The sequence below is a fragment of the Vibrio navarrensis genome, from assembly GCF_015767675.1.
Lineage (GTDB): Bacteria > Pseudomonadota > Gammaproteobacteria > Enterobacterales > Vibrionaceae > Vibrio.
On sequence record NZ_CP065217.1, the window covers coordinates 544953 to 570934 of the forward strand.

The 25982-nt window shown below is 41.4% G+C and carries 23 protein-coding genes and 1 pseudogene; 13 read left to right on the top strand and 11 right to left on the bottom strand.

The genetic code is table 11. From position 1 onward, the window contains the following. Window positions 1-192: 192 nt before the first annotated feature. Window positions 193-504: a DUF6482 family protein gene (locus I3X05_RS02395; RefSeq protein ID WP_045569939.1), complete on the top strand. Its 312-nt coding sequence runs from the start codon at window positions 193-195 to the stop codon at window positions 502-504. Here the strand turns inward: I3X05_RS02395 and mutH are convergent. Beyond that, window positions 491-1174 (bottom strand): DNA mismatch repair endonuclease MutH, encoded by a 684-nt coding sequence (gene mutH, locus I3X05_RS02400; protein WP_045569940.1) that lies wholly within the window; start codon window positions 1172-1174, stop codon window positions 491-493. The two genes, I3X05_RS02395 and mutH, sit on opposite strands and share 14 nt — an antisense overlap. 621 nt (window positions 1175-1795) lie before the next feature. Here mutH and rppH point away from each other — a divergent pair. From rppH to thyA, 6 genes and pseudogenes are all read left to right on the top strand, one after another. Beyond that, a complete protein-coding gene (gene rppH / locus I3X05_RS02405; RefSeq protein WP_039424132.1) occupies window positions 1796-2314 on the top strand; it encodes an RNA pyrophosphohydrolase in 519 nt (172 codons plus the stop codon). A gap of 2 nt (window positions 2315-2316) precedes the next feature. Next, a complete protein-coding gene (ptsP, locus tag I3X05_RS02410; protein ID WP_193157618.1) occupies window positions 2317-4563 on the top strand; it encodes a phosphoenolpyruvate--protein phosphotransferase in 2247 nt (748 codons plus the stop codon). Window positions 4564-4574: 11 nt separating this feature from the next. Continuing rightward, entirely contained in the window at window positions 4575-5366 is a 792-nt protein-coding gene (locus I3X05_RS02415) for a sulfite exporter TauE/SafE family protein (RefSeq protein WP_045569942.1), read from the top strand. A 41-nt stretch (window positions 5367-5407) separates the two neighbouring features. Beyond that, entirely contained in the window at window positions 5408-6220 is an 813-nt protein-coding gene (gene lgt / locus I3X05_RS02420) for a prolipoprotein diacylglyceryl transferase (RefSeq protein ID WP_045569943.1), read from the top strand. A gap of 12 nt (window positions 6221-6232) precedes the next feature. Next, a pseudogene (locus tag I3X05_RS02425) lies at window positions 6233-6676 on the top strand (thymidylate synthase); the annotation flags it as partial. 131 nt (window positions 6677-6807) lie between these two features. Then, window positions 6808-7602: a thymidylate synthase gene (gene thyA, locus I3X05_RS02430; RefSeq protein WP_095661237.1), complete on the top strand. Its 795-nt coding sequence runs from the start codon at window positions 6808-6810 to the stop codon at window positions 7600-7602. 215 nt (window positions 7603-7817) lie between these two features. Here the strand turns inward: thyA and I3X05_RS02435 are convergent, their stop codons facing one another. The 3 genes from I3X05_RS02435 to I3X05_RS02445 form a co-directional block, all read right to left on the bottom strand. After that, the gene (locus I3X05_RS02435; protein WP_095661238.1) at window positions 7818-10628 is read right to left on the bottom strand and encodes a hypothetical protein; all 2811 of its coding nucleotides are present in this window, start codon (window positions 10626-10628) and stop codon (window positions 7818-7820) included. Between the two features lie 298 nt (window positions 10629-10926). Beyond that, window positions 10927-12192 carry an RES family NAD+ phosphorylase gene (locus I3X05_RS02440; protein WP_198303354.1) on the bottom strand — a complete coding sequence of 422 codons (1266 nt, stop codon included), beginning with the start codon at window positions 12190-12192 and terminating at the stop codon, window positions 10927-10929. Between the two features lie 761 nt (window positions 12193-12953). Further along, window positions 12954-13163 carry a helix-turn-helix domain-containing protein gene (locus tag I3X05_RS02445; RefSeq protein WP_013857579.1) on the bottom strand — a complete coding sequence of 70 codons (210 nt, stop codon included), beginning with the start codon at window positions 13161-13163 and terminating at the stop codon, window positions 12954-12956. A gap of 99 nt (window positions 13164-13262) precedes the next feature. Here I3X05_RS02445 and I3X05_RS02450 point away from each other — a divergent pair, with 99 nt between their 5' ends. The 4 genes from I3X05_RS02450 (at window position 13263) to I3X05_RS02465 (ending at window position 15899) form a co-directional block, all read left to right on the top strand. Further along, the gene (locus tag I3X05_RS02450; RefSeq protein ID WP_095661240.1) at window positions 13263-13808 is read left to right on the top strand and encodes a hypothetical protein; all 546 of its coding nucleotides are present in this window, start codon (window positions 13263-13265) and stop codon (window positions 13806-13808) included. 1 nt (window position 13809) lies between these two features. Further along, a complete protein-coding gene (locus I3X05_RS02455) occupies window positions 13810-15117 on the top strand; it encodes a HipA domain-containing protein (RefSeq protein WP_232513671.1) in 1308 nt (435 codons plus the stop codon). A gap of 60 nt (window positions 15118-15177) precedes the next feature. Beyond that, on the top strand, window positions 15178-15375 hold the full coding sequence (locus I3X05_RS02460) for a hypothetical protein (protein WP_095661242.1): 198 nt from the start codon (window positions 15178-15180) through the stop codon (window positions 15373-15375). A 161-nt stretch (window positions 15376-15536) separates the two neighbouring features. Continuing rightward, the gene (locus tag I3X05_RS02465) at window positions 15537-15899 is read left to right on the top strand and encodes a transcriptional regulator (protein ID WP_095661243.1); all 363 of its coding nucleotides are present in this window, start codon (window positions 15537-15539) and stop codon (window positions 15897-15899) included. Window positions 15900-16006: 107 nt separating this feature from the next. Here I3X05_RS02465 and I3X05_RS02470 read toward each other — a convergent pair whose 3' ends face one another. The 3 genes from I3X05_RS02470 to I3X05_RS02480 all read right to left on the bottom strand — a co-directional run bounded on the left by I3X05_RS02470 (window position 16007) and on the right by I3X05_RS02480 (window position 17816). Then, window positions 16007-17122 carry a hypothetical protein gene (locus tag I3X05_RS02470; RefSeq protein ID WP_095661244.1) on the bottom strand — a complete coding sequence of 372 codons (1116 nt, stop codon included), beginning with the start codon at window positions 17120-17122 and terminating at the stop codon, window positions 16007-16009. 333 nt (window positions 17123-17455) lie between these two features. Continuing rightward, window positions 17456-17710: a hypothetical protein gene (locus I3X05_RS02475; protein WP_337970940.1), complete on the bottom strand. Its 255-nt coding sequence runs from the start codon at window positions 17708-17710 to the stop codon at window positions 17456-17458. Beyond that, window positions 17694-17816, bottom strand: a complete 123-nt coding sequence (locus I3X05_RS02480; RefSeq protein WP_337970941.1) for a hypothetical protein — start codon at window positions 17814-17816, stop codon at window positions 17694-17696. Before I3X05_RS02480 ends, I3X05_RS02475 begins: the two co-directional genes overlap by 17 nt. An 890-nt stretch (window positions 17817-18706) precedes the next feature. On the opposite strand from I3X05_RS02480, the gene I3X05_RS02485 reads away from it, so the two are divergent. Beyond that, window positions 18707-19972 (top strand): hypothetical protein, encoded by a 1266-nt coding sequence (locus I3X05_RS02485; protein ID WP_337970942.1) that lies wholly within the window; start codon window positions 18707-18709, stop codon window positions 19970-19972. A 144-nt stretch (window positions 19973-20116) separates the two neighbouring features. Here the strand turns inward: I3X05_RS02485 and I3X05_RS02490 are convergent, their stop codons facing one another. Further along, a complete protein-coding gene (locus I3X05_RS02490; protein WP_337970943.1) occupies window positions 20117-21373 on the bottom strand; it encodes a Y-family DNA polymerase in 1257 nt (418 codons plus the stop codon). Then, entirely contained in the window at window positions 21373-21780 is a 408-nt protein-coding gene (locus I3X05_RS02495) for a LexA family protein (protein ID WP_000864706.1), read from the bottom strand. Before I3X05_RS02495 ends, I3X05_RS02490 begins: the two co-directional genes overlap by 1 nt. 628 nt (window positions 21781-22408) lie before the next feature. On the opposite strand from I3X05_RS02495, the gene I3X05_RS02500 reads away from it, so the two are divergent. Continuing rightward, the gene (locus I3X05_RS02500; RefSeq protein WP_077608916.1) at window positions 22409-23173 is read left to right on the top strand and encodes a hypothetical protein; all 765 of its coding nucleotides are present in this window, start codon (window positions 22409-22411) and stop codon (window positions 23171-23173) included. Window positions 23174-23368: 195 nt separating this feature from the next. Here I3X05_RS02500 and I3X05_RS02505 read toward each other — a convergent pair whose 3' ends face one another. Together I3X05_RS02505 and I3X05_RS02510 are read right to left on the bottom strand one after the other, a co-directional pair. Next, complete coding sequence (locus tag I3X05_RS02505; RefSeq protein WP_095661248.1) at window positions 23369-25534, bottom strand: AAA family ATPase; 2166 nt, start codon at window positions 25532-25534, stop codon at window positions 23369-23371. Further along, a complete protein-coding gene (locus tag I3X05_RS02510) occupies window positions 25531-25968 on the bottom strand; it encodes a VPA1267 family protein (protein ID WP_039450253.1) in 438 nt (145 codons plus the stop codon). The genes I3X05_RS02505 and I3X05_RS02510 overlap by 4 nt, the downstream gene beginning before the upstream one ends. Between the last annotated feature and the right edge of the window lie 14 nt (window positions 25969-25982).

Here is a 25982-nt window from a genome sequence, read left to right on the forward strand (position 1 = left end):
ACATCCTTGTCGGTAGAGAGTGAAGTCAACTCAAGCAGAGATTTTGCTATCTCAACTGGTTGAATCGTAGGTGATCAATATAGGGGAAATTAGGCCGTTGCCCAAGTGGTTTGCGTGCCGTTCGTAATCTCGTTACTTTTGACTAAACTGGATCATTACAGGACTTGTTATCACGGAAGTAGGAGCAGGATGATGCAAAAACATCAACTGGATCTGTGGATGCAGAGTCATTATAAAGAGGGCGGTGGAATGCCCAAAGTGTTTGTGGTTGGTCGCTCAAATGTCAACGAGTACTCGTTAGCGGTGGAATACAAGCACCATTTTGAGCCGATTATCGATGGCGATGAGCTGATTCATTTTACCTCCTTAGAGCAGGTTAAAGACGAACTGCTGCGACTTGGGATCGATAAAGCGTATCTGCGTTTGCATAACGCTTACGAAGAGTGTGGCAGCCCTAAAGTCAGCCTTTATTGTGACATCGAAATCGCCGTTACTCCTCATTAACGGCCGCGATGAAGGCGCTTTTGAGGATCTGTTCGGTAAATTGAGTGCGCAGATAAAAACCTCTTGGTAGGGTTTTGATCGGTTTGCCGTTGGCATTATACGCTTCGGTCAGAGCGCGGCTGTTGGCGGCTTTTGGCCTCAAGTGGAGTGCTTCGCCACGTCGCGCGGAAATTTGATCGTACTGGCCGAGAGCGATCAGCTCCATCAACTCTTCCCAATCTTGGCGTAGGATCATTTCTTGTTCGGCAGAGGGGGACCAAATGAGCGGTGAGCCGACTCGTCTCATGGCGAGCGGAATTTCTCGTTCACCTTCGACCGGAATCCACAGTACGCGAGAGAGCTTGTTGCGTACATGGCTGTTGTGCCACGTTAGGCCATGAATCCCTGTTAAAGGCGCGACGCATACAAAGGTGGTTTCCAAAGGCTTGCCACTATAACTGACAGGGATACTTTTCAATTCAATCCCCAGTTCAGAGAAATCTTGTTGCGGCTTACTGCCTGCTGGGGCTCCCAAGTGCCATTCTAAAAGTTGCCCGACCCAACCTTTATCCCGCTTGAGGTTTTCGGGGACCGCAATGCCTGCTTCTTCGGCCAGTTCCGCAAAACTAAGACCAGCAATTTGTGTCGCGCGCTCAAAGAGCTCTTGTTCTGACTGGGGAACGGGTTTCATTGATAGTAGGCTCTGGCGAATAAAAGGGCTATTTTAGCAAAAAATGCTGCTTGGGAAGCAGTGCAAATCGATCAAAAAGCGTTATTTTGGGATCTTTTGACAAGTTATCCACAGAGGTCATTGCTGTTTTCACTAGTAACTCAGGTGCATGGATCAATAAACAGTACTTATATCACCAATAGAGGCTTGATTTTCTGTATGAACTCTGAGTTTGTCCTACTTTAGTGTGGATAAATTAGTCACTGTATGATCTTTGACCGATCCGTTTGTGATTAAAAGATCACCAGGGCTAGTGTGATCTTTTAAAGAAGGTTTTTCAGTTTAATTTATTGATTTTATTTGTTTTGTTTTTATTTTTTTAGCGTTTTTTCTAGATTGTGTATTTTTTTTCTTCAAGGCATTAAGAATGTTCCTCTCATTCTACACAAAGTTATTCACAGAAAAGGTGAATAAATGTGGGCAATGTCTCAATCTGATGTTGATAACTGGTATATCGCTGTAAAGTTATGCACTAAAGCTCGAAACGCGATAAATCTTAGCGATATCACATCAGTAAGTTTGCTACTGCTGGGGATATGTGGAAAAATCACTGTAATAAAAATTTATTTTAGAGGTTAGCCAGTGATAGATGGCGATGGTTACCGGCTGAATGTTGGTATAGTGATTTGCAATAACCATGGTCAGGTCTTCTGGGCTAAGCGATACGGGCAACACTCTTGGCAATTTCCTCAAGGGGGAATTGATGATGGAGAAACTCCAGAACAGGCCATGTTCCGTGAGTTGTACGAAGAAGTCGGTCTTACACACAAAGATGTTAAGATCATAGCGAGCAGTCGTCACTGGTTAAGATACAAATTACCAAAACGTCTGGTTCGCTGGGACTCTAAGCCTGTTTGTATCGGCCAAAAGCAGAAATGGTTTCTTTTGCGTCTTGAATGTGATGAATCCAGGATTGATATGCAAAGAGGAAGCTCCCCTGAATTTGATGGTTGGCGCTGGGTGAGCTATTGGTATCCGGTTAGACAAGTGGTCTCATTTAAACGCGATGTTTACCGTCGGGCGATGAAAGAGTTCGCCTCTTTAGCTATGCCTTTTCGAGAACGTAAGGTGAAAGGTAAGAAAAGCAAACGCAGAGGATAACTATGCTGAGCCAACTAAGGGAGATAGTTGAAAAAGTTTCTCGGGTCGAAGATGTTCACCTAGCATTGAACATTTTAGTTCGAGAAACTTGTACAGCATTGAACACGGAATGTTGCACCATTTACCTCGCGAATGAGGAGAGGCAGCGCCTAGAGTTGATGGCAACGCAGGGGCTGATTTTCCAGGGAGATAGTATCCACATTCGTTTTGAAGAGGGGTTAGTGGGTTTGGTGAAGCGCAGTGCCGAACCGCTTAACTTGGCCGAAGCGTCTAAACATCCTGCATTTAAATACTTTCCTCAATTGGGCGAAAAAGTTTACCACTCTTTTCTTGGGGCGCCGATTATTCACCGTAAAAAGGTGCTTGGAGTGTTGGTCATCCAGCAGAAAACGCCGCGCCTGTTTAATGAAATGGAAGAGTCATTTCTGGTGACCTTGTCTGCGCAGTTAGCGGTGTTGATTGCGCATGCGCAAAGCCAAGGGCACTGGTCTCTCTCCTCTAAACCCGCCGCTATTCAAGGCATTGCCGCTTCCAGCGGCGTCGCGATTGGCGAGTTTTGGTTTGATAACTCTCAGCCGCAGCTTTCAGAGGTATGTCCGGCATCCACTCTGGATAAAGAGCGTGAACAAGAGTGGCTGCTGGTCTCTATAGAAGCTGCCTTAGCCGATTTCCGGCGTATGCGTAAAAAATTCGACAGCGAAATCAACAAAGATGCGCTGGCGATATTCGACTTGTTTACCCATTTGCTCAATGATCCCATGTTGCGCACCGATTTGAAAAAGCATATCGAACGGGGTGACCGCGCAGATTGGGCGCTGCGTCAAGTGGTGGAAAGCTACTCCAACCGCTTTGCCCGTATGTCGGATGTCTATTTGCGTGAGCGTGCGCAAGACGTGCGTGAGCTTGGGCAACGATTGCTCTTTTTTCTGCACAATAGTGAGCATGAATTGCAACCTGTTGATCGTCCAGTGATCTTAGTCGCTCATGAGCTGACGGCTTCTCTGCTCGCCTCCATTCCTAAGGAATACTTACTGGCGGTTGTTTCTCTTGAAGGTGCCGCCAACTCGCATGCGGCGATTTTATCGCGCGCCTTAGGCGTACCCGCAGTAATGGGGGCCAACCTCAATCTGGCAGAAGTTCATGGCAAGAAGGGGATTGTTGATGGCTATACTGGTGAAATTTACCTAGAGCCAAACAAGCAGATCCTGCGTGAATACCGCAATCTGATCACGGAAGAGACCGAACTGCATGCCATCGTTAACCAAGAGTTGGCGGAGCCTGCGCAAACGCTAGATAAAGTAGCGGTGGAACTGTTGCTCAATGCAGGGCTCAGTGCCGATAGCAATATCGCCATTAACTCGGGAGTAGATGGCGTGGGATTGTACCGCACCGAAATTGCATTTTTGCTGCAACATCGATTTCCTTCCGAAGAGGAACAATGGCAGCAATATCGAGCTATTCTCCACAGCTATTCTAACCAACGAGTAGTGATGCGCACTTTAGACATCGGTGGAGACAAAGCGCTGCCCTATCTGCCAATTGAAGAAGATAACCCGTTCCTTGGTTGGCGAGGGATACGTTTTACCTTAGATCATCCTGATATTTTTCTCATTCAAGTGCGCGCGATGGTGCGTGCCAGTGTCGAGCACAACAATCTTAGTATTTTGTTGCCGATGATTTCTGGCGTGCGGGAGTTGGATGATGCGGTTCGTTTGATTGAGCAAGCCTATCAAGACGTGCTGCAATTTGCCCCGCAAGTACAACGGCCAAAAATTGGTATTATGATCGAAGTGCCGTCCATGGTGTATTTAATCCCAGTAATCGCCAAGCGGGTCGATTTTGTTTCGGTGGGAACCAACGATTTAACCCAGTACTTATTGGCGGTTGACCGGAACAATTCGCGGGTCGCGGATGTCTACGAATCGATGCATCCTGCGGTGATGCAAGTGCTCAGGCATATCCGCCAACAGTGTGAAAAGTACCAGTTACCCGTGTGTATCTGTGGGGAATTGGCTGGTGATCCTTTTGGTGCTTTGCTGTTGCTTGGCTTGGGATATCGCAGTTTAAGCATGAACACCTCCAACGTGGCAAGGATTAAGTATTTGATTCGCCACAGTCAGCTCAGTGACTTACAACAACTGGCGCAACGCGCGCTCGACATGTCGTATGGCGATGAAATTAGCCAGATGATGCGAGCGTATTTTATTGAACATGATTTTGCTGGTTTTGTTCGTGCCAGTAAGAAGTAGAGTAGGTTTTCGTGAACATTGAGTTGTTGATGCTTTTGTTGGCACTAGGTGCTTTTGTCGGTGTGATGGCGGGCTTGTTGGGGATTGGCGGTGGGCTGATTGTGGTTCCGGCGTTACTCTATCTATTGCCTTGGGCGGGAATACCCACTGAGCTGAGTATGCACATGGCTCTGGCGACCTCCCTTGCGAGCATTATTGTCACCTCGGGCTCGTCAGCACTTAACCACCTCAAGCTGGGTAATGTCGACATGTTCGTCGTCAAATGGCTGATGCCCGGTGTGGTGGTGGGCGGCTTTATTGGTGCCAATATTGCTGAATGGATCCCAACCCAATACTTGCCGAAAGTGTTCGGTGTCATTGTTCTGTTTCTTGCTTTGCAGATGTTTCGCTCCATTCGTGCCACTTCGCAGAAAAACATGCCAGGGAGTCTGCTGACTATGGTGTACGGCAGTGGCATTGGCGTGGTTTCAAGCTTGGCTGGCATCGGTGGCGGCTCGCTTTCGGTGCCGTTTCTCAACCGACACGGGGTCGAAATGCGCAAAGCGGTCGGTTCATCCTCGGTGTGTGGCTGTGTGATTGCTATTGCGGGGATGAGCGGTTTTATTTTGCATGGTTATCAAGCGCAAGGTTTACCGAATTACAGCATCGGTTATGTCTATCTGCCTGCTCTGGCTGCGATTGCGGGGACTTCGATTCTGACCACGCGATTTGGTGCTAAATGGGCGACCACGCTTCCTACCGCCGTGCTGAAAAAAATCTTTGCACTGTTTTTAATGTTTGTAGCACTCACCATGTTACTCTAATTCGAAATTTCTCCAGCTGTTAACATTAAGAGTACCTATTTATGTCTCAGGGATACCTTACCTTTCCCAATATTGATCCTGTGTTGATTTCTATCGGCCCCATTTCCGTTCGTTGGTATGGGCTGATGTATTTGGTCGGATTTATGTTTGCCATGTGGCTGGCCAATCGGCGAGCGGATAAGCCCAACAGTGGCTGGAACCGCGAACAAGTTTCCGATCTATTGTTTGCAGGGTTTCTTGGCGTGGTCGTTGGTGGGCGTTTAGGCTACGTGCTTTTCTACAACTTTGACCTGTTTTTAGCTGATCCTCTGTATTTGTTTAAGGTTTGGACAGGCGGTATGTCATTCCACGGCGGCTTGCTTGGTGTGATTACTGCGATGTTGTGGTATGCCAAGAAGCATGGCCGCACCCTCTTTGGTGTCGCAGATTTTGTCGCACCGTTAGTGCCGTTTGGGCTTGGTGTTGGTCGCCTTGGCAACTTTATGAATGGCGAGCTGTGGGGCCGAGTAACTGATGCGCCTTGGGCGATGGTTTTCCCGACGGGAGGGCCACTGCCTCGCCACCCTTCACAACTGTACGAAATGGCGTTAGAAGGCGTGGTTCTCTTCTTTATTCTCAACTGGTTTATCCGTAAACCTCGCCCGCTTGGCTCGGTCTCTGGGCTATTTTTGGCTGGATATGGTACATTCCGCTTCCTTGTGGAATACGTACGTGAGCCGGATGCGCATTTAGGTCTGTTTGGTGGTTTCATTTCGATGGGGCAGATCTTGTCTTCTCCGATGATCTTCGGTGGATTGGCACTAATGCTGTGGGCTTACAAACGTGGTCACTACCAAGATAAAGCAAGTGCATAGTAAGGAATTGAAGTGAAACAATATTTAGAACTGTGTCGCCGCATCGTCGATGACGGACACTGGGTTGAAAATGAGCGCACCGGTAAGCGCTGTCTTACGGTGATCAACGCGGATTTAACCTACAATGTTGCCAACAACCAATTCCCTCTAGTGACAACACGTAAGAGTTTTTGGAAAGCGGCTGTGGCTGAGCTGCTGGGTTACATTCGTGGGTATGATAGCGCCGCGGATTTTCGCAAACTTGGCACAAAAACTTGGGATGCCAATGCTAACTTAAACCAAGCATGGCTTAGCAACCCTTATCGCAAAGGGGAAGATCACATGGGCCGGGTTTATGGAGTTCAAGGACGTTCTTGGGCCAAACCGGATGGTGGCCATATCGACCAGTTACGCAAAATTGTCGATGACTTGAGTCGTGGGATTGACGATCGCGGTGAAATTCTCAATTTCTTCAATAAAGTACCCCTCAAAAAACTACTAGTTAGTGAGTGGGTGAGTGAGTTGCCTTTTATATCAAGACTTTTAAGATGCTTTAATACTAGTAGTCACTACCAGTGCCCACTACAAGTTACTCAAGGAGCCTAGCAATGAAACAATATCACGACTTAATGAAAAGAATCCTTGAAGAGGGTACAGAAAGGGGAGACAGAACAGGTACAGGTACACTTTCAGTCTTTGGTCATCAAATGAGATTTAACCTATCAGAGGGTTTTCCGCTGGTTACAACGAAGAAATGTCATTTACGATCAATTATCCATGAACTCCTTTGGTTCTTGAAAGGAGACACCAACATCACTTACCTAAAAGAAAATGGTGTAAGTATTTGGGATGAGTGGGCAGATGAGAATGGTGATCTTGGCCCTGTTTACGGATATCAGTGGCGGTCTTGGCCTAATTCTGACGGTAGCCACACTGACCAGATTGCGAATGTGGTAGATGCTATTAAGAACAACCCAAATAGCAGAAGACACATGGTTGTTGCCTATAACCCATCTTTTGTAGATGAGATGGCACTACCTCCATGTCATGCGATGTTTCAGTTTTATGTAGCAAATGGCAAGCTTTCGTGTCAGCTTTATCAGAGAAGTTGCGACGTTTTCTTGGGGCTTCCGTTTAATATTGCCTCTTATGCGCTTTTAACTCATATGATTGCACAACAGTGTGATTTAGATGTTGGAGACTTTGTTTGGACTGGAGGGGATACTCATCTTTACCTTAATCACTTAGAGCAAACTAACCTCCAGCTTTCAAGAGAACCATATCCACTTCCAGAGCTGAAAATCAACCGCAAACCTGACAGCTTATTTGACTATAAGTTTGAGGACTTTGAAATCGTAGGCTACGAATGTCACCCTCATATCAAAGCTCCTGTAGCCGTATAAGCCGCTTGCCCCTAAAGGTTTAGCAAGGTGATGGTCAAGTAAAATAATAAAGCCAATCGTAACGCTCGTGTAGCTCACTACTCGCTAGGCATTTATGATTTTTCTTGACCATTCGCTTGACATGATAGGGTAAAATACGTTTTACGCGAAAAATTAAAAATAAAGTGAGTTAGATTATTAACCTAACTCACTTATAAGTTCGCGTAATTTAATCATCAAGAAATAGAAATTTTTGAGTCTGCTAAGTTACCCTCGTGTACTGATAGGTATGGATTAAGCATATCAATTAGCTTAACTGTGTCGCTTAATAATTTTTCGTTCTCTACAATTTTGCTCAAATGACGATTTACAATTTCAGGAGGGGCACTTTCTATAAAATTTTTATTATCTCTATACCTTTTGATATCAATGCCAATTTCATTCTCTAAAGATTCTCTTTTTGAAATCAATTTTTCATGGTGAATATCTGCATCAATAATCATTTCTAGCTTGCATAAGCTTTCATATATTACTCTTACTTCGTCACTTGTTGTTGAGTGAGAGAAATTTAAATTGTATTCATCATATCCGTGATGCTCTTGATTCTGTCCTTGCCAATTAACCAAGTCCTTTTTAAGTAGTAAAAATATACCATGCTTATCTGAAAAACAATCTTCAAACTTTCTATATGTATCCTCTAAGCTTATTTCCAACAGATTGTTTTTACGATAATTCCTCTCACTGAACTTTGCTTTTACTTCAATTCCATTTGAAATGCAGTAATTATTTACCATGCTCTCAAGCCAGATTCTAGAGTAAACTAAAGCTTGTCTTATGTCATAAAAATCTAAAGCTTTTTCTATTTTTGATTTAAAGCTAACGTCTTGCTCTATAAGTACAACTCCATCATTGTAGTATTTCATTACCCTACTAATGAATTCACTATCCTGAGAACAATAGTTACATATTCTCTCCCAGAATAACCTATCATGAGTAGTTATTATTCTTTGAGTTTTTGATAGGTACGGATCTGCTATAAATAATTCAATAATGTTTTTTCTATGATCGCTGTCAATCGCATTCACTACATCATCGAAGATAATTGTTGGATGGTTCTGCTTTTCACAGATTGCTAGTAATAAAGATAAACCCAATGAACGTAAATGCCCCTCACTCAAAATACAAAATGCATCAAGCTCTCTACCATCTGAAAGCCTTAAGAGTATCCTATAATTACCATTGTCTTCTTTGAAATTAATAGAATGAATTTTTTCAAGCTCATGGTCATGTTTGTTTATTTCTGTATAGAATTTAAGGGCTGAATCTTCGATGTTACTTATGGATTTGCATTCTTCTTGCCTCTTGTAATTAACTAAGTTTAGGTACAATTTTTTATGACTTTCTTCTAGTTCAACAAGGAAGCGATTTAAATACTTTTCTTGTTTCACTTTTGAAGCTAAAACCTTTAGTTGATTAACTATCTCAAGTCGGTCTTTGTTATATTCGCTTAATCTTTCAAGGTATTTTATTGACGTACTAATTTTATCGTCGATTAATTGTATATCATGGTCTAACTTGCTGTATCTTTCATTGAGTTTATCTGTTACTTCGTCATATTTATTAACTGATTCATTATTGCTAACAACTAGCGCATTATATTCATCAGTAACTTTATCAACATTATAGATCACAGATAAAGCTGTAGAGTAGTCACCTTGTTCTAAGTTAATTTTTAGATTATTTACAATCGATATAGCATCTAATTTAACGACAAAATCATTTGACAATTCATCAATTGACAATAATAGACTGGACTTAACTTTTTCAATTGAATCAACTACGAGTTTCAACCTATTTTCTAACGTTGACAAATATGATAGTTTATCAAGTTCACTTTTCGAGTTAATTAGGGGGTTAATAACAGTTTTATTGATATCAGTATGACAAGCTGGGCATTTCTCTACATCATTTATATCAATTATTGATTGATATAACTCTCTGTAACTGAGTAGCCTTGTTCTATCTTCAAGCGATTTTTCAATCGATAATTTAATTCTTCTGGCAGTTTCAAGCTTATTTAGCCAATGGCGAAATTCAATTAACCTAACCTCTTTTGACTTAACTCCCTTAGAGCGTTTGGAAATTTTATCAAAAAGATTTTTTTTATATTTTTTAAGAAATTTTAACTTACATCTTATAGAATATTTATCAATGTATCTCAAAGAAAGTAAGTTTGAAATTGATCGTAGGTTTTCCGAGTAGTATTTCCGTACATCTATAGTTTTCTGTTGTATCTGTTCTAAATTTTTCGAACAAAGAGCACTTTCTGATTGCGATCTATCTGCATGAAATTGTTGAAGTTTGAATGATTCTGGCTTTACAGTATTTCTTATAATGTCGTCAATTTCTTCAAGTTGGAATAAGACGGCTAGCACATCATTATGAGTGAACTTTGTATCTTTTGAGCCAAGCAGTGAAAACTCTTGTAGTCGGTTACGATCGATAAAACAATTATTTCTTCTTCTATCAATTTTGTTAATTGAACCATCAACCAAATTAGCAACTACTTGAGGTTTTGTAGAATTCCTTTTTATATATTGACTTAGCTTGGTATTTCTTCTGTCTGCTTCTTTAATTGAACCTGTGAGAGAATATTCAATTGCTTCACATAAAGAAGTTTTTCCACCACCATTGGGGGCGTAAAATAAATTTATCCCAGTAGAAAACTCAATGAAAGAACCTTTGTCGTTTTTGTTTAATTGTCCGAATCCTCGGAAATTTGAAATTGATATACTTTCTATCGGATCAAGAGTGCTGTTATCTAAATTATCGCTAAACTGCAAAGGTTCATTTATAACGCTAAGATATTTAGCGCGTTTTCTAGTCAGACTATCAATAGTTTTTGCAATGTTTTCGGGTGTTAGATCTTGAACGATACTCTTGCTAATTTTTGTTCTTGAGTACAATTTTTCTAATAGAAAAAGATAACTAGGTTCACTTTCACTTAATAAGTTTGTTATCAAAAAGTTGTGTAGATGATAGCTCATTTATTATAACTTATTAAAAAATAGCATGATATCATGTAGCTCACCAAAAATCAATTAGTTGCATATTAATCTAAGCCCAACCCCGCAATAGCAGACTCAGATCTTGCTTTTTCACTCATTACTTTCTATATATAAAAATTCGAAGATTATATGAAACTCGCTTCAATTCTGAAGCAAACTTTGGGACACTAGCAAATTGATACATACGCCAGCTCACCGTGGGACAATTTCGAGTTAAACTCCAAACTATAGTGGAGCTTAATCAAACGGATGCATCGGATTGTTTAACCCTTATATGTTAGAAATCTATATCTTCAACGTCGTCGATCACTAATAAATTTTGCTTTCTTGCAAGAGTTTTCACAGCTTCAATATAATGCAACTCTAAACTACCATGGACAAATGATAAATTGGCTTCAGATTTTTGGGAAGGAAGGTTTTCGCTAAATTTTTCTGAGTATGTATACCAGTCATCTTCTTGATGATGCCACTCTTTAAATATAATTTTTCTTTCTTTATTATACGTAAAAGAGTTGACATCGGATCTCTCTGGAAATAACACAACATTCAAACCATTAAAACCTGTTTGAACAGATGAAAATATTAAACCAGAAATGTCACTACCAAAATTCACTCTGAAATATTCAAATATAACCTGCGTCTCTAAGTAGTTAGAATTTTTCCTTTTTGAAGCAGGCTTAGATAAAAGAAACATTAGTCGCTTTAAAAATAGGCTTTTGTGTGATTTTTCTAAATAATTGCTCTCAAATGGATGGTATTCTTTTTTACTTAACTCTTCAATTTTACGCAAGTCTAAAAGCTTCAATGGTCGATTCACAGTAAACTCACCAGAAATTACCAAATCACCTGTAATTGCTCGAACCTCACTGAAGCATGTTTCACGATCTGATGATGCATAAAATGCAGAGATACCTTTTGGAGTCATCCTTTGATCACTAGCTAATTTAGCTGGCACTGCTCCTAACTGATTTGCTGGATCACTAATTATACTCTCTCGTTCTATTTTAGAGTTTGCAATTCGAGCACGGAATAAAGATACGTTAGGTTCTAACACTGTACATATATCGTCATTAACGTGATTGTTTTCATGTATCACAGAGAACAAATCGTCTAGGAACTGGTTAACTTCAAAGTTAAAAAATCGTTTCCCGTGTGAAATGGAATCGATGAAACAAAGCCATTTATCTTGATATAAATTATTCTCTAATGTCCCATTATTTAGAGTAAATAGATTATTTTCAACATCTACCTGCTGTGACAAATAGCTAGATAAATCACGTTCTAACGCCTCATTCTTCAGTCCGATATCGTGTATAATTTCCCATATTTCTTTTACATATAGGTCATCACTTCCACACCAGAATGAAGAACTTTCCTGTGGACTACATTCATCAATAGGAATAATAGCTTCAAAAAAATTATTTTCGATAAAGGAGAAAACACTCTCTTTTGGAGCTACGATACTTTTAGAGTCGCAGTAGCAACAGACTTCTTGACCTATATTAAGCCTTTCAACCTCTTTTTGAACCTCACCTACTTCCACACATTCCTTACAGATATACATCACAACATTCCTATGACCAAATCAATTACCAGACTGCAACCTTCCGAATAATCAACCACTATTTTTGAGTCAGGTATTCTCTGGTTGGCTTATAGATGACAACCTATTTATACTTAAGAAACAGTAAATTATCAGGTTAGAGTTTAAGATGCCAGTGACACTATACGACAAGTTGCTGCATACCTTAAATATGACTAAGCGGTGACTCATATACTTTGGGCAAGGAACTGCTTTTGTCGCCAACGCTCTCATCGAACATAAGAAAAATCTAGGTTAATTTACCTTTACACCAAACCCATTGATAGCTCTATCTAAAACGTCTTGGGGCGTGCGATGTGAGGTCGTATGAAGCGCTGTTCACCGCTCAATGTGTGAACCATCAGTATCACCAGATGAACCTAAGAGCCTGAATAAAGTAGCGGCTCCGACAATGTAACGAAGGTTGGCATTCGCCAATCGGGATCTAAATCGTGAGAGGACGATCCTCCTGATAACCACAAAATTGGGTGAGTGCTAGGTAATCAGCATGATGAACATACGTGAATTCGCATAAGGTGCGTTATACGTTGAAATAGCGGAAGTGGTTAATACGCTGTAGCCAAAAGGCAAGAGAGTCGAAAGAGATTACCCCATGATCTTTCGTGGTCATTGAACTCTCCGCAACATAGCTGTGAAAAACAGCCCTATCCCTAAAATAAACTCCAATCGATTCAGCCCAAACTACATACAAACCTAACTCATTAAGGCAGAAGTTCCTTCACATCACAGCCCAAAGCGTCTGCAATCTGATACAACTTTTCAAGCGTGATATTGATTTTACCGCGTTCGATGCGGCTCATATAGCTTCTATCTATCTCAGCGACGAGGGCTAGCTTCTCTTGAGGTAAACCTTTGGATCTTCTCATTTGTACAATACGTTGGCCTACAGCTTCGGCAAGTTTCGTGTTCATGTTTTTTATTTATGAAATTAATTTCCTGAACAATGCACACTTGCGGACTATATGACCACGGATTATAATCCTCAAAATTAACGCAATCGGTCATTTTTTATGCAATCGAAGGTAAAAATCAGAAAAGAGCTATTTCTCGCCATTTATTACAATGAACACTTCTCTGCCAACGACCTAAAATCCTTTCCATTAGACAGTGATGAAAAAGAATACTTATCGGATGAATACGTCGAAAAAAAATTGAAGGAAATGTCGTTGATCGGCGGAGTCCTTTCGTGCGGTTTCGATAAGCATGGTGATGAAGAATTTTCCAAAGGTTTTATGTTTAACCATATCGACTGGGAGGTCGTGGATTACGATAACTACAGTGAGGACTCCAACTGCCTTTCTTTCAAAAGAGAAAGTCTTTTGACGATTTTGCAAGATAAACAGTCAGAGCTGTCAGAGTCCTATTCTCTTCATAAAAGGACATGGAAGCATTTCAATCGGTTGTGTGCTCAACACTCAGAACTTCGGCTGTGTTTAGACGAGTATATATCCGAGTATGACAATCGTAGGCTGGATCTCAAAGCCGAAATGCAGGCAGTAGAAAACGCAATTACCTTCTACAAAAACACAGCCCACCCAGTAGAAAGTGGGAACTAATTTGCACAATCCTATACTTTACGCACATGCTACAAACAACAACATGCTCGTGGGGCAGTTTGTCCAACAGTCGAAGACCAACGTATCATTTTCATACTCTGATGAGTGGTTAGCATATGATTCAGCTTTCCCTATTTCGTTAAGCCTACCGCTTGTAAGGGGAGAATGCTCAGCATTTAATGCACTGAATTTTATGTATAACCTGCTTCCTGACTTGGAAGAAGAACGATTAAGTATTGCTCACTCGGTCGGTGTGCAATCCAACGATGTATTCACCTTACTCTCAAAAATTAGTCACGATTGCACGGGCGGCATTTCATTTACTGAGAGTAGGGAGCCGCCAAAGATAGGGTGGAAATATCGAGAGATCTCGGCAAGTGAATTAAATGAACTCGTTACCCAGCGTAAGTCATTTCTTCCATTCTTTGGGGATTATCGACCTTGTATTTCGGGAACACAGCGAAAAACAACGTTAACTAGGTTGAACGGTAAATGGTATGTACCTCAAGAGAAATCACTAAGTAGCCACATTATCAAATTCCCAATGGATGTAATTGCGCAAAGCAACTCAGTATTAGATATGAGCGGCAGTGTTGAGAATGAATTCATCTGTACTCAAATAGCGAAGGAACTTGGTTTTAAAGTCCCCGATATTGAGATAATAACCGCAGAATCAGGAGCTAAAGGCCTTGCAGTAAAACGGTTCGACCGATGTTTTGGTGATGGAGTTGTGACTCGTAGACACCAAGAAGATTTCTGCCAGATTTTTGGTGTACCTGAACATCAAAAATATCAATCGGAGAACAACCTAAGTGTCTCCAAAATTGTTGATGCTTTAAGTCTCTCTGCGGAAAGCAAGGTGAACAATTATGATTTTTTTAAGTTCATGATTTTACAGTGCCTTCTTGGAGCCACTGACGGTCATCTCAAGAACTTTTCCGTGCATATTGCTCCAGGCGGGCACTATCAGCTCGCACCGTTCTACGATTTGCTATCAGCTTATCCTGCCGTCGGTGCTACTGGGTTAAATAAGCGAAAGTTAAAGCTAGCTATGGGACTGAAAGCATCACGAGGATACAAATACCATATCAACAAAATTTGCTTACGCCATATAGAGCAGACAGCTAATCAGTTCGGTATCAGCAATACGAACTGTCATGAAATCGTCTCTGCCTTTCTCGCTCAATTTAGTAGCGCACTTAGCTCTGTAGACAATCGATTTCCTGAAAAGGAGTTCACGTTAGTAAAGAACGCCATATGTCAACATGCCACTGAAATCGTGGGAAAGTTAAACAGAACAATCAAGTAAACATCTTGGGTAATAATTTTTGCCCTTTTTGTACATATACTCGTTAGTAGTGAGGGAAAGATGACTGAAACCACGACCAATGGAAGTAACACGACTCTTGATTTGAAGCAGTCTTTCGCTCTGTTAAGTGTCGATAAGAATGGAATCGTAACGATGAAATTTGGTGATGAAGTAACGGTTTTTATGAACGACAAATGCCCAGCAATCGCAACAGATTTGTTAAAAGTGATCGCGTCAATAAAAAACGGGAGTAGCTAGCAATGAAGCGCGAAAAATAAAAGATCCGTGGTCTAACAGAAACTTCGTGTAAGAACCACTTCTGTTGATTGCTCCTTCCCAAGAAATGAAAAAAGAATCAGATGTGATCGTCGGTGATTATTCAGTCGATTTAGATGGCGACTATTAGGAGTGAGGATGGTATGAAAGCAACAATCGGCATTCTATCAGAAGAGCTTGCTCGTAAGCGCATGATTCGGATTGCAGAAGGAAAAGTGACGTCTAAAGAACAATACCCTAAATTTTTGTTTGAGTCACTGGCTGATCTTTCACTACTGCTGTCTAACGAAAATGTTGATCTGCTGAATTTGATTGCTCGCGAAAAGCCAAACAGCCTTGATGACCTTGCTGAAATAAGTGGGCGCAGTATCAAGGATGTTACTGATACCTTTGAAGCTCTGTCATCTAAGGGCTTTGCTTATCTGGATGTGAGGGGAAGTGAATCTCGACCAATAGCGTTGTTTACGACATTCGAGATCGTTATGGGCAGGTCCCTTTTACTTTGAATCGCTAACACACAATTGGACATAAATGAGCCAGCTAGCAATATACTAGAATGGCTCAATACCATTAAAGAGAATGTAGAGGTGCTCTTAGAGTAAGGCTTTACACTCTATAGTTTTGATCGAATAACCTCTAACGCTTGATTTATATCAGAAGATAACCAGTCAACCACTGTGTCAATATTGTAGTTTTCTTCGAGAAGCTTATTTAAAGGAAGTCCTCGATGAACGATGGTAGTTTCCCCGTCAACTTCAGTACCTACGTTATATCCTTGAGAAGAAAATGCATCTAATGCTTTCCTGGTAAATTCTTTTTCAGTTGTCACATACCCAAACACAATCTGAGGTGATGAACCGTTACTTGAAAATTGTTCAAGTGTGTTCCATTCCGTATCTAACTCAGGAAACTGAACTCCCCAATAGAAGTATTGATACGGCGATTGATTTAAAATCACCCAACTCCAGCAGATCGCAGCGCCCCAATCGGCTCTGCTTCCACCGAACCGCCATTTATCCTCTTGGCTCCAATTAAATAATGGTTCGTTAGCATATTGTTGTCTTAACTTCTCGAATACAGCCCCCATTAACCCTTCTAAGCGACGCCCTGCGCCATTATAAAGCAGTTCCATGACTGCAAAATCTTGTCTATTTGGTAGTTCCATTGCTAACCCTTGGTGTTTTAAAAACTGCTTATAATCTTCGACATAACAAATATTGTCAGCAGTTGAAAGTTGGTCATGAATGTTTTGCCAATAAAGCACTTTTCTTTTTTTAATCTGATACTTATGAGATGATAAATCCTCAAATTCTTGTTCAGGTAGCGTTTTGTTAGTTAACAAAATTAAGTTTGGATTATGAATTGGGGAGGCATGCTCACTTAACCATTTATCATAAATCTCCAACTGAGAAACATCCTGACCATTTTCATCAATACCAGTTGTAAATTGAGCATCTATTTTTACTTCAATCAAATATACGACCGAGTTATCGATACTCCCAACAAGGTCTGGGTAGCGTGTGCCTCCATCAACCATAATGGAATATTGTGTTTGCCAAAATATAGACACATCGACATCAGTAGATACATTTAAACCTTTTAAAAAAGCACTCTGTTGCTCAATATTCATACGATTGAGGATGTCACATAACCCTTCTGTGCAAAAATTTTCTAACTGACTGCGTAAATCTGATGACTGATACTTGTACAATCGAGAAAACAAATTCATTAATGATTCTCCTTAATCTGTGCTGCTATCTTGCCAAAAATTTCTATTCACACTTTGTCTCCAACTGACCCACTCTAGCAGCAAATAGCTTGCCTATTGTGGCAAGCTATTTGTTTTCTATCACGTTTTGGGGCAATAACTGCTTAGAGTGCTCGCGCTAAATCGTACCTGGACAATTATCAGTTTCGGAAAATCGAACATTAGCAAATCATGAATAACTAGGGGTATGGAAAAGTTGTTGTGAAGTGCCAGTGCGATGAATAACATCGCACTGGCAAAAAGGTTGGACTAGGGTGCTCACTAAGTGACGTTACGTTAAATACTGGTTCAGAATTAGATCCCTAAATCAGCATGGTAGTTAATAAGCGTAGTGTGTACATACTCCTGATCAGAAAGGATATTTTGATCTTTCACCGTCACTGCATGTATGTATTTTTTTACATATTTCTCAAACTGGTCTGTAACATGCTTTTCTTTCCCTACTAACTTTTTACCTGCATCCTTAACCTTCAAGTTAAAGTTTTCATCACTTACATACTCTGGTTTTCGAATTAACAAAGCTTTTGAATAATCAAGCCCCATGCCCACGAACTTTCGTTTGATCCCAAAGACCATCATCACTGTAATAATCTAGAGCATTCTCAACTGTAGGGTTTTCATCGTAAAAAGATGCGTTTAGTTTTTTTAGTTCCATATAAAATCCATAAACGAAAAAGCCCTGAACGAGTCAGGGCTTTTAAGGTAGTTAATACAAGGAATTTGAGTTTTTAACGTGGGGATGTTCCTACCGCCACAAATAACTGGAATTTGAGTTTTTAACGTGGGGATGTTCCTACCTCCACAACTACACTCTAAATATACACGTCACTGTTACACCTGTACAGAAAAATCCACCCACCCTAAGGTAAAGTTAGGTAGTCATTATTGGTCATATGTTAAATAGCCCCAAAAGCCCCTAAAAACACCTCACTGGAACGCCTCAGACGCTCTAGGCTCGTTTTTAAGCACTCACTATGTCCTACTGACCCAGAAATCGGGCTGAAAGTTTGTGACGCTTTTCAGGCGATTTACAGGGTAAAAATCAGCAAGTCTATTTAAAACAAAAAACTCCCTCTAAGGCGTGTTTTTGTCATTTTTCTTGGCAAGGGGGTGTGAAGCCCAATGGAACGAAAACGTACGCTAAGCTTTTTTCGCCATTGAACGCTCACTTGCCAACTTTTTAGCAACGCGAATTAGGGGTTTTGCGCCCATTTCAGCGAAAAGTCCAATGTAAGCCGTTAGCCCTTTATTTATAAGGGCTTTGGAGGAGGACTGGTTGGGAAAGATCTTAATTTTTACATTAAAGTAGCGAACTTTTTATGTGGGAAGCACAGCTATTACCTTACAGCTCTAGCACGTCTCTGGACAAAACCTTGTTACGATTTTTGACGAGTTGTTTGTTTAGCCCTCTTCAGAGCGCTTTTAAACTCGGCACGACTCTCAAAAACAATTCACATCGCACTTTTTCAAACAAACTAAAACATAGCTTGACACTGATAGAACAACTGGAAATATTTCGTTAAAAAAATTTAAGAGCTTTAACCGATGAATGTTTGTACACGCTATGAATGTGACACCTGCGAAACTTTGATTGATTGCCGTATAGGCTTTTCCAACCGAGAAGTTCAACCACTCCAATTTGCGTGCCCCGAGTGTGGGGAGCGTATTAGCTTTACATTAGGCTGTAATGACCTTGAGGGAGCAACGGAAATAAAGGAGTTTAAAGCTCCTTTCACTGGTGAAAACGTCTTCGTTGACTTGCATCTTGATTTCCCAACTACGTTTGGTGAGTACAAACAAGGTGACACTACGTTTATGCGTGTGGTTAGCGAAATTGGACAAGAGTCTTTTGCCGATTTATCTAGACGCTTGGAGCTTCTAAACCAGCTAGGAGAACATCACCGAACACTAAAACGTCTAGTGTCCCAATACAAGAAAGGTAATGTAAAAGGATTTGAAAAAGTCATTAAGAGCCTTGAGAAGTTAGAGTTCATAAAACTGAAATCACATAAACCTCAGGATGTAATTGCTGCTCTATATTCCGCTACTTCAGTTATGTCTTCTCCATTGACAGTTTATGAGCATAGTAAAGAACTTAGTGAGGAAATGCCGAAAGTACTTCTTAGCCTTTACACTGACCATCACGACAACTTAAATGAGTTTTTTGATAGTTTACTAAGCACTGGCTTTTTGAAAAACGTTCACCATGAAACGTTGAGCTTGTATCCTAAGTTAATCAAGCTTGAAGTTCCTCTACGACCAGCTTTGTATTATGACTACAAAGCCGAAGAATTAGGCAATGTCCCTGCTAGGGTGTCTACAACTAACTTCGAGTCTTGTAACAACGCCTATAAGGACTTAGCAGAGGTCTACTCTAGACAACTGGTACTAGTAGCTGGGTTGAACAATCTAATCAAACGTGGTGACTTTAACAAGTTTTCTGAAGAAGTACTCTTGAATAAGAAAGGTAATCCAATCAAGGATTTCACATCGCTTGATAAGTACGCAGATGTTGATTTAGGCAGGAAACTGGTTGCACTAGATGATTGTTTCTTCAAGCTTGATGAAGAAGCTATTGATAACCAGCTTAGAAATGGTATCGCACACTACAAGTATAGCTATGATGAAGCAACGCAAATTATTACATATAGCTCGGTCAAGGAAGGACTTACTAGAGACAAAACCATAGATGTTAGTCTTATGGAGTTCCTACGGAAGATGTTGCTTCTGTTCCGAGAAGTTCATTGTCTTAACCACATCATCAAAGCATTACTTTTCCACAGCGTGTTGATTTTGAAGAAACCCGTGTAACCAATCCTCATAGAAGGCGGTTAATCACCTCTTTCTAGTTTATAGCATAACGAGACACTAGCTATAACGTAAGGCTGCCTTAAAACACGGAATAGGGCAAAACCAAGCTAGTTCTGTATTAGATAGAGCATAATTCACACTATCTCAGCATTTGATTTTTGGTAAATCTTTCCAACGGGTTGTGTATTGAGGGGATAACATCTCACGCCGCATTGCCCATTTTTGAGTTATGCCTTGAGCAGCAAGAAAGATAGCATCACTCCCAAATCGATTGTTTAACGTGTCATACACATTCATAAGCTTAGGATTATTCGGGGTCAGGTTGAACAGATCGGGCTGCTCATGCTGACCGTCAACTAAGTCAATCAGCCCAACACCAATTTTATAAAATCTCACATCCTGTTGGAATAACTGCTCTGCCAGTCGAGAGGCGGCTTGAGTTATCAGAGTCACATCAGCAGTAGGATACGCAAAACGATGAACCGCTCGGCGTGCCACAGGAGGCGAGTCAAATGGTGAACTGTTAGCGAAACAAAGCATCACTCGACACAGTGATTTTTGTTTTCGAGCCTTAAAGGATGCAATATTTGCATGCTTGCACAACGCTTGCTGCAACGACTCTAGGTCAGTAATTCTCTGCCCTGCACTGCGGGTAGAAAACATTTGCTTTTTATCCGCTCTAGCCGCATCCCAGCCCTTACATTTTTGTCCATTGAGTTCACGTACTGTACGCTCCACTTCTACGTTAAACTCTTTTCTAATCAGTGCAGGAGGGTAATTGGCAAGCTTGAGCGCTGTATTAATACCCATCATCTCTAATCGATGGGTTAGTTTCCTGCCTATGCCCCACACCTCTGAGACATGCAGTTGCCCTAAAACCGCCTTACTCTCTCGTTCGCTATCTAAGACACATACCCCATTGTATCCTTCGATTTTTTTCGCAGCATGATTGGCCACTTTTGCTAGCGTCAATGTTTGCCCAAATCCGACACATACGGGTAATCGACATTCACGCCAAACAGCGCGTCGTAATTTCATTCCATGCTCTTTGAGAGAACGAATGGCTGGAAAGCTATGCTCAAATGAAAGGAAAGACTCATCGATACTGTATATGTGTTGTTCAGGTGCGAAGCGACCAATAACCTGCATCATTTTGGCAGATAAATCCGCATACAACTCATAGTTCGATGACAGAGCAATCACACCCTTCTGTTCACAAAGTGCTTTAACTTGAAAGTATGGTTTGAACTTTTCTATGCCAACTTCTTTAGCTTGTCGATTTGCTGCGACAATGCAACCGTCGTTGTTGGACAAAACGATCATCGGCTTTCCACGCCAATCGGGGCGAAAAACTTGCTCAGCGCTACAGTAGAAAGAATTAGCATCAACCAAAGCAAACATTATCTCGTTCTCAACAATGGACTCACTCGGTGGCAACGAATTGAGCGAGTTACAATCCCTTCGAGGGAAAATTGATCAAATTCGTGGATAGGAACGGGCTGGTATCGCTCATTAGCAGAGAGGAGTAATCGACGATTGAGGTCGATTTGTTTACAAATAAATTCCCCATTGAGGTTTGCCACTATGATGTCGAAATCTTGCACATCTAATGAGCGATCTACAATAAGTAAATCTTTGTCGAAGATACCCACATCTTGCATAGAATCTCCACATGCGTATCCCAGAAAGGTGGCACAAGGATGCTCAATAAGAAGCTGGTCTAGATCTAAAGCGAGTTGAGTATACTCTTCAGCAGGACTCTCGAAGCCTGTGATACCAGCATGAGCAAAGATAGGGATGACTTTCATACAAAACATATACTGTATATTGATACAGTATATTGTATTTCAGATTAGACATTTTGCAACAGCACTGTTGAGATAGGATTTCTGAGCTTAATATCATCAAGAGAACTATTGATTGACAACTGGACTCAATATGAGTTGTCTCAATGGGATGATGCTCGTACATTCTTGGATAATTCCGAGTTACAGTATTTGCTAAATTAGTAGTTAGCGGACGAATTGAGGTATGGCAATACCTTCTCTACGCAGAATGGGCTACCTTGAGGCGCGTGTCTACAGATATGGTGGTGTTATACTTCTCCATGAACTAATAGGGTATTGCCATGTACTAATGGGAGGGTTTTTAGTTTTAAATACCTGTTTTTTATCAGTTGTTTAAGGGTTTTTTCTCTTTTATATTCTCTAGAAAGATTGTGCGAAGACATATTTAAAGACAGCAATGCTTCATGTAAAAAGTACTCATGTTCTACGTATTTGAAGGTTTTCAGGAGGTAGTGATGTTAGAGCTGTTTTTAAGTAGTTTGGAGAGGGTCGCTAAAATACAACCTCAGATAACTATCCTCATTCTAGTGTTAGCCTTATTAGGTAGTGACTTGATCTCGTTCATCAATGACTTTATGGCGGTAATGAAATGACTTTAATGCTCTGGTCTAAAATGCCCTCGAAATGGATTGCAGAGGGAATACTAAGAGAGTCCTTTAGTGGTGGTAGGAGTGTTAGTGATGATATCGCTGCTTTGAAGTTGTTCATTGTACTGTGTCTTCTTGCCAAGCAAGTTAACCGTTCGAGTGGTAGCTCGGTGGATGATGTTTTGGAAATCAGGGCAACATATGATCAGCTTACAGATATGTGTTCTCTGAGCCGTTCTTTGGTGTCTAGAGGCTTAAAGAAGTTACATATAACAGGGTTGTTATCATCCGCTGGTGTTCGAACAAAAACATATACTTTTACTCAAGGAGTCTACCGAGGATGGTGCAAGCTTCCAAAAAGAGCGCTTGTTAAAAATGAGGAAGAAATCCCAGCGATGAAAGCTTTTCTCAATAGGTATTCCCACGAACGTGATGCTCTAAAATGCTTTTTGTACATACTTGCTAGTCGAAGCAATAGTAGAACTTACGTCGATCTTAGTCGGGGAACTATAGCCAAAAAGACTGGCGTAAGTCTGGATGCTATTGATGGCGCTATCGGATTTCTGCAAAGCACTAGTTTGATTTCTAAAGTAGAGGACAAAGGCTTCTTGGCTAACTCTATTCGTCGTGATTTGTCAGAACGACTGCATAGGTACTGGGTGATTGGTAGCAGCAGTTTGAACTACAAGACATATTCGGTTGAAAGTGAAGACTCTATTCTTGTTAGGGAACCATCGTTGTACTTTATGGAGAACAACAGGAGATAATGCATATTTCATTCTCACGTAATTCAATAATTTATCTATTAATTCAATAGGTTAATTGACGTATTGAGAGGTTGGACTGTTCAGTGATACATAATTTCTAGATGTGCTGAATTCAGATAACTTTTGGTAAGGTAAAATCGTATTACTAGAATGTGCATGAGTATTTGCTCTAAGTGAAAATGGGGCAGATCCGAGCTAGCTCAAAAGCTCTTTCAGGTAGCTATTCCGCTTATGAGAGTGGCTTGGGGCTTCGGTGATACTCTTCATATCATCGCTACTACCAACGATATGAATTTCACTTTCAGCTCTCGTTATTGCCGTATAGAGCCATGATCTATCAACTATTCTTCCGTTTTGTAGGGCGATGATGATACGTGGAAACTGTGAGCCTTGGGCTTTGTGTAAGGTGATGGCATAACCTAATTCCATACAGTCTAGGACGGATTGTGTTACCTCGATCTTATCACCTGTATCTAGTGTTATTTCACCGTAACTATCACCAGAATGCTTTACGCTAGTTAGTGTGCCAAGAGAGCCGTTCTGAATGCCTTTTTCGTAATGATTCTGAGTGAATAACACCGCATCATTGAGGCGAAGTGGCAGAAAGAATTTGTCACCATTGATTGCGAACTCAAGGCTGGTACTATCTGGGTTAACTGCTTGTTGAGAGAGTTTATTTATTTCTGATGCTAGTGTCTTGGTTGGAGCCATGACACGACTGCTATCAGGAGATTCTTGGTAAAGCTCGCAACAGACTTTGGAAATGTCTGTTTTACTGGTTTCGTGAAAGTGTATTGCACCTGTGCTTAATTGTTCAGGCATCGCACCTTGATTAATGAGCTTTGAATATTCGGGGATACCCGTCGAACCTTCTTGTCTCTTGACGATATCTAGCATCGTATTAGCCACCGTTTTTGCTTCAACGATGTCTGCCAACACCTTGCCGCAGCCGATTGGTGGAAGTTGGTCAGGGTCGCCAGTGAATATCAATCGTACAGAGGGGTGAATGTGATTCACAAGACGATACATGGTTGGCAAGTCAATCATGCCTGCCTCATCAATCACCAGTAGGTGATTTGTTTTATCGACACTGGGTTCAATAGGGTCTTCACGGAGCAATTTGGCAATGGTTGAGGTAACAAAACCGATGGACTCATGAAGTCTCATTGCAGCACGGCCACTGAGCGCAACGGCGTGTATTTCAAATCCAAGTTGATGGTAAGCCCTGAGAGCCGTTCTGAGTACCGTTGTCTTGCCTGTTCCTGCACCGCCCGTAATACAGCTTACCGAATTATCTAGACACGTTGTTACGGCTTTGATTTGTTTAGGAGTTAATTCGTAGGGAAGCTCCGCAGCCGCAGAGCAATACGCAGCATTGGCGTTTTCATCAAACAAGTCATTTCGCTTAATCAGTGTATTTAGCCGCTTGGCAACGACACTTTCCATCAGAAGTTGCGCAGTTGGATGGTAGGTTCCTGTGTCGGGATTTAAAATGTACTGGGCTTTATCATGACCTGATTGGAACGCTTGAGTGACTAGCACTTTGTCTTTCAGTAACTTGTTGAGATAAGGGCGCACATTAGCATGAGTGGTGTAGGTGTGACCTTTTTCAATCTCTTTTCGAATCGCCATTTCCAGAGCAGCGCTGAGCCTTCTTGGATCATCCTGCGCAACATCGGTCTTAAAATTCGTTACCTTGATAATATCTTCAATGGCACTGAACGAAAGACCAAAGCCCATCAGAGTATAAGGATTACCCTTGATAACATCGATGGAGGCTTCACCGTGATGCTTGAGCAGCCGTTGCTGCACACTGGCAGGGATTTTGTGCTCACTCATCCAGTTGCAATGCGCCAAATTTTTGTATTTGGCGTACCCTTTATAGAGTGCTTCTACTGAATCTTCACTCAGAATCGATGTCAGGTACTTTCTGGATTCTGGGGTGTCATTTCTTAATGTGGCATGGAATTCTTTCCCCAAGAGCTGCCAGAGCGCCCTAGCTTTGCTTTCGCCAATACCCTTGAAGTCACTTTCTCTGGCGATGAAGCGAATCAGTTGCTCACCTGTTTCGGGCAAGGTGCATTCAACATGCTCTGGCGATTCATAAGTGTGCTGCTGCATCACATAATCGCCTACCTCCATGTTTTCTATCTGGCGAGCGCCTTTGACTGACCAATGCTGACCCAGCGTTGGAAGCACAGGGATGCTATCGGGGTCGGCTTTGATAGTGACATAATACTTCCCACTATTGGTTATATAAGAGTCCTTCGCCAGCGGTACACCGCTGAATATCACGAGTTTACTCGTGCAGTAAGGGATGCTGGTGACACGCATCTGGTCTTCATACAAAGCGGCATTCATCGTGGCATCAACCCCAATTCGGATAAGGTTTCAGACAGATCACCAAAGCGCTCAAGTCGCTTTTCAAGCTCCTTAACCTTGGCTTTTAACTCAATGTTCTCAGCTTCCAATGACGACACCCGCTTTGAATCGAGCATCTTACGATTCGCTGTATTATCGTAGGCTTGGGGTTTGCCCTCGTTTTTTTTAGCATTTTCCGTAAGAGGTGGAAGCACACCTCTATCACGTAAATCGCCCTCTAGTGCTTTGAGTGCTTTTTTGAGGGCAGGATTTTGATTTAAAGCCGATTTTCCACAACCGATACCCTTTGCCACTTCGATTCGATTTAGCTGACCTCTGAACAAGATTTGTTTAAAGTCATCGTCCGTCTGTGTGGCTTTCCAAGCCTCAAATGCCTCAAGATTTTGCTGTGCTTTCTGCTGCCCACTCGCCATTAGCTATAACCCTA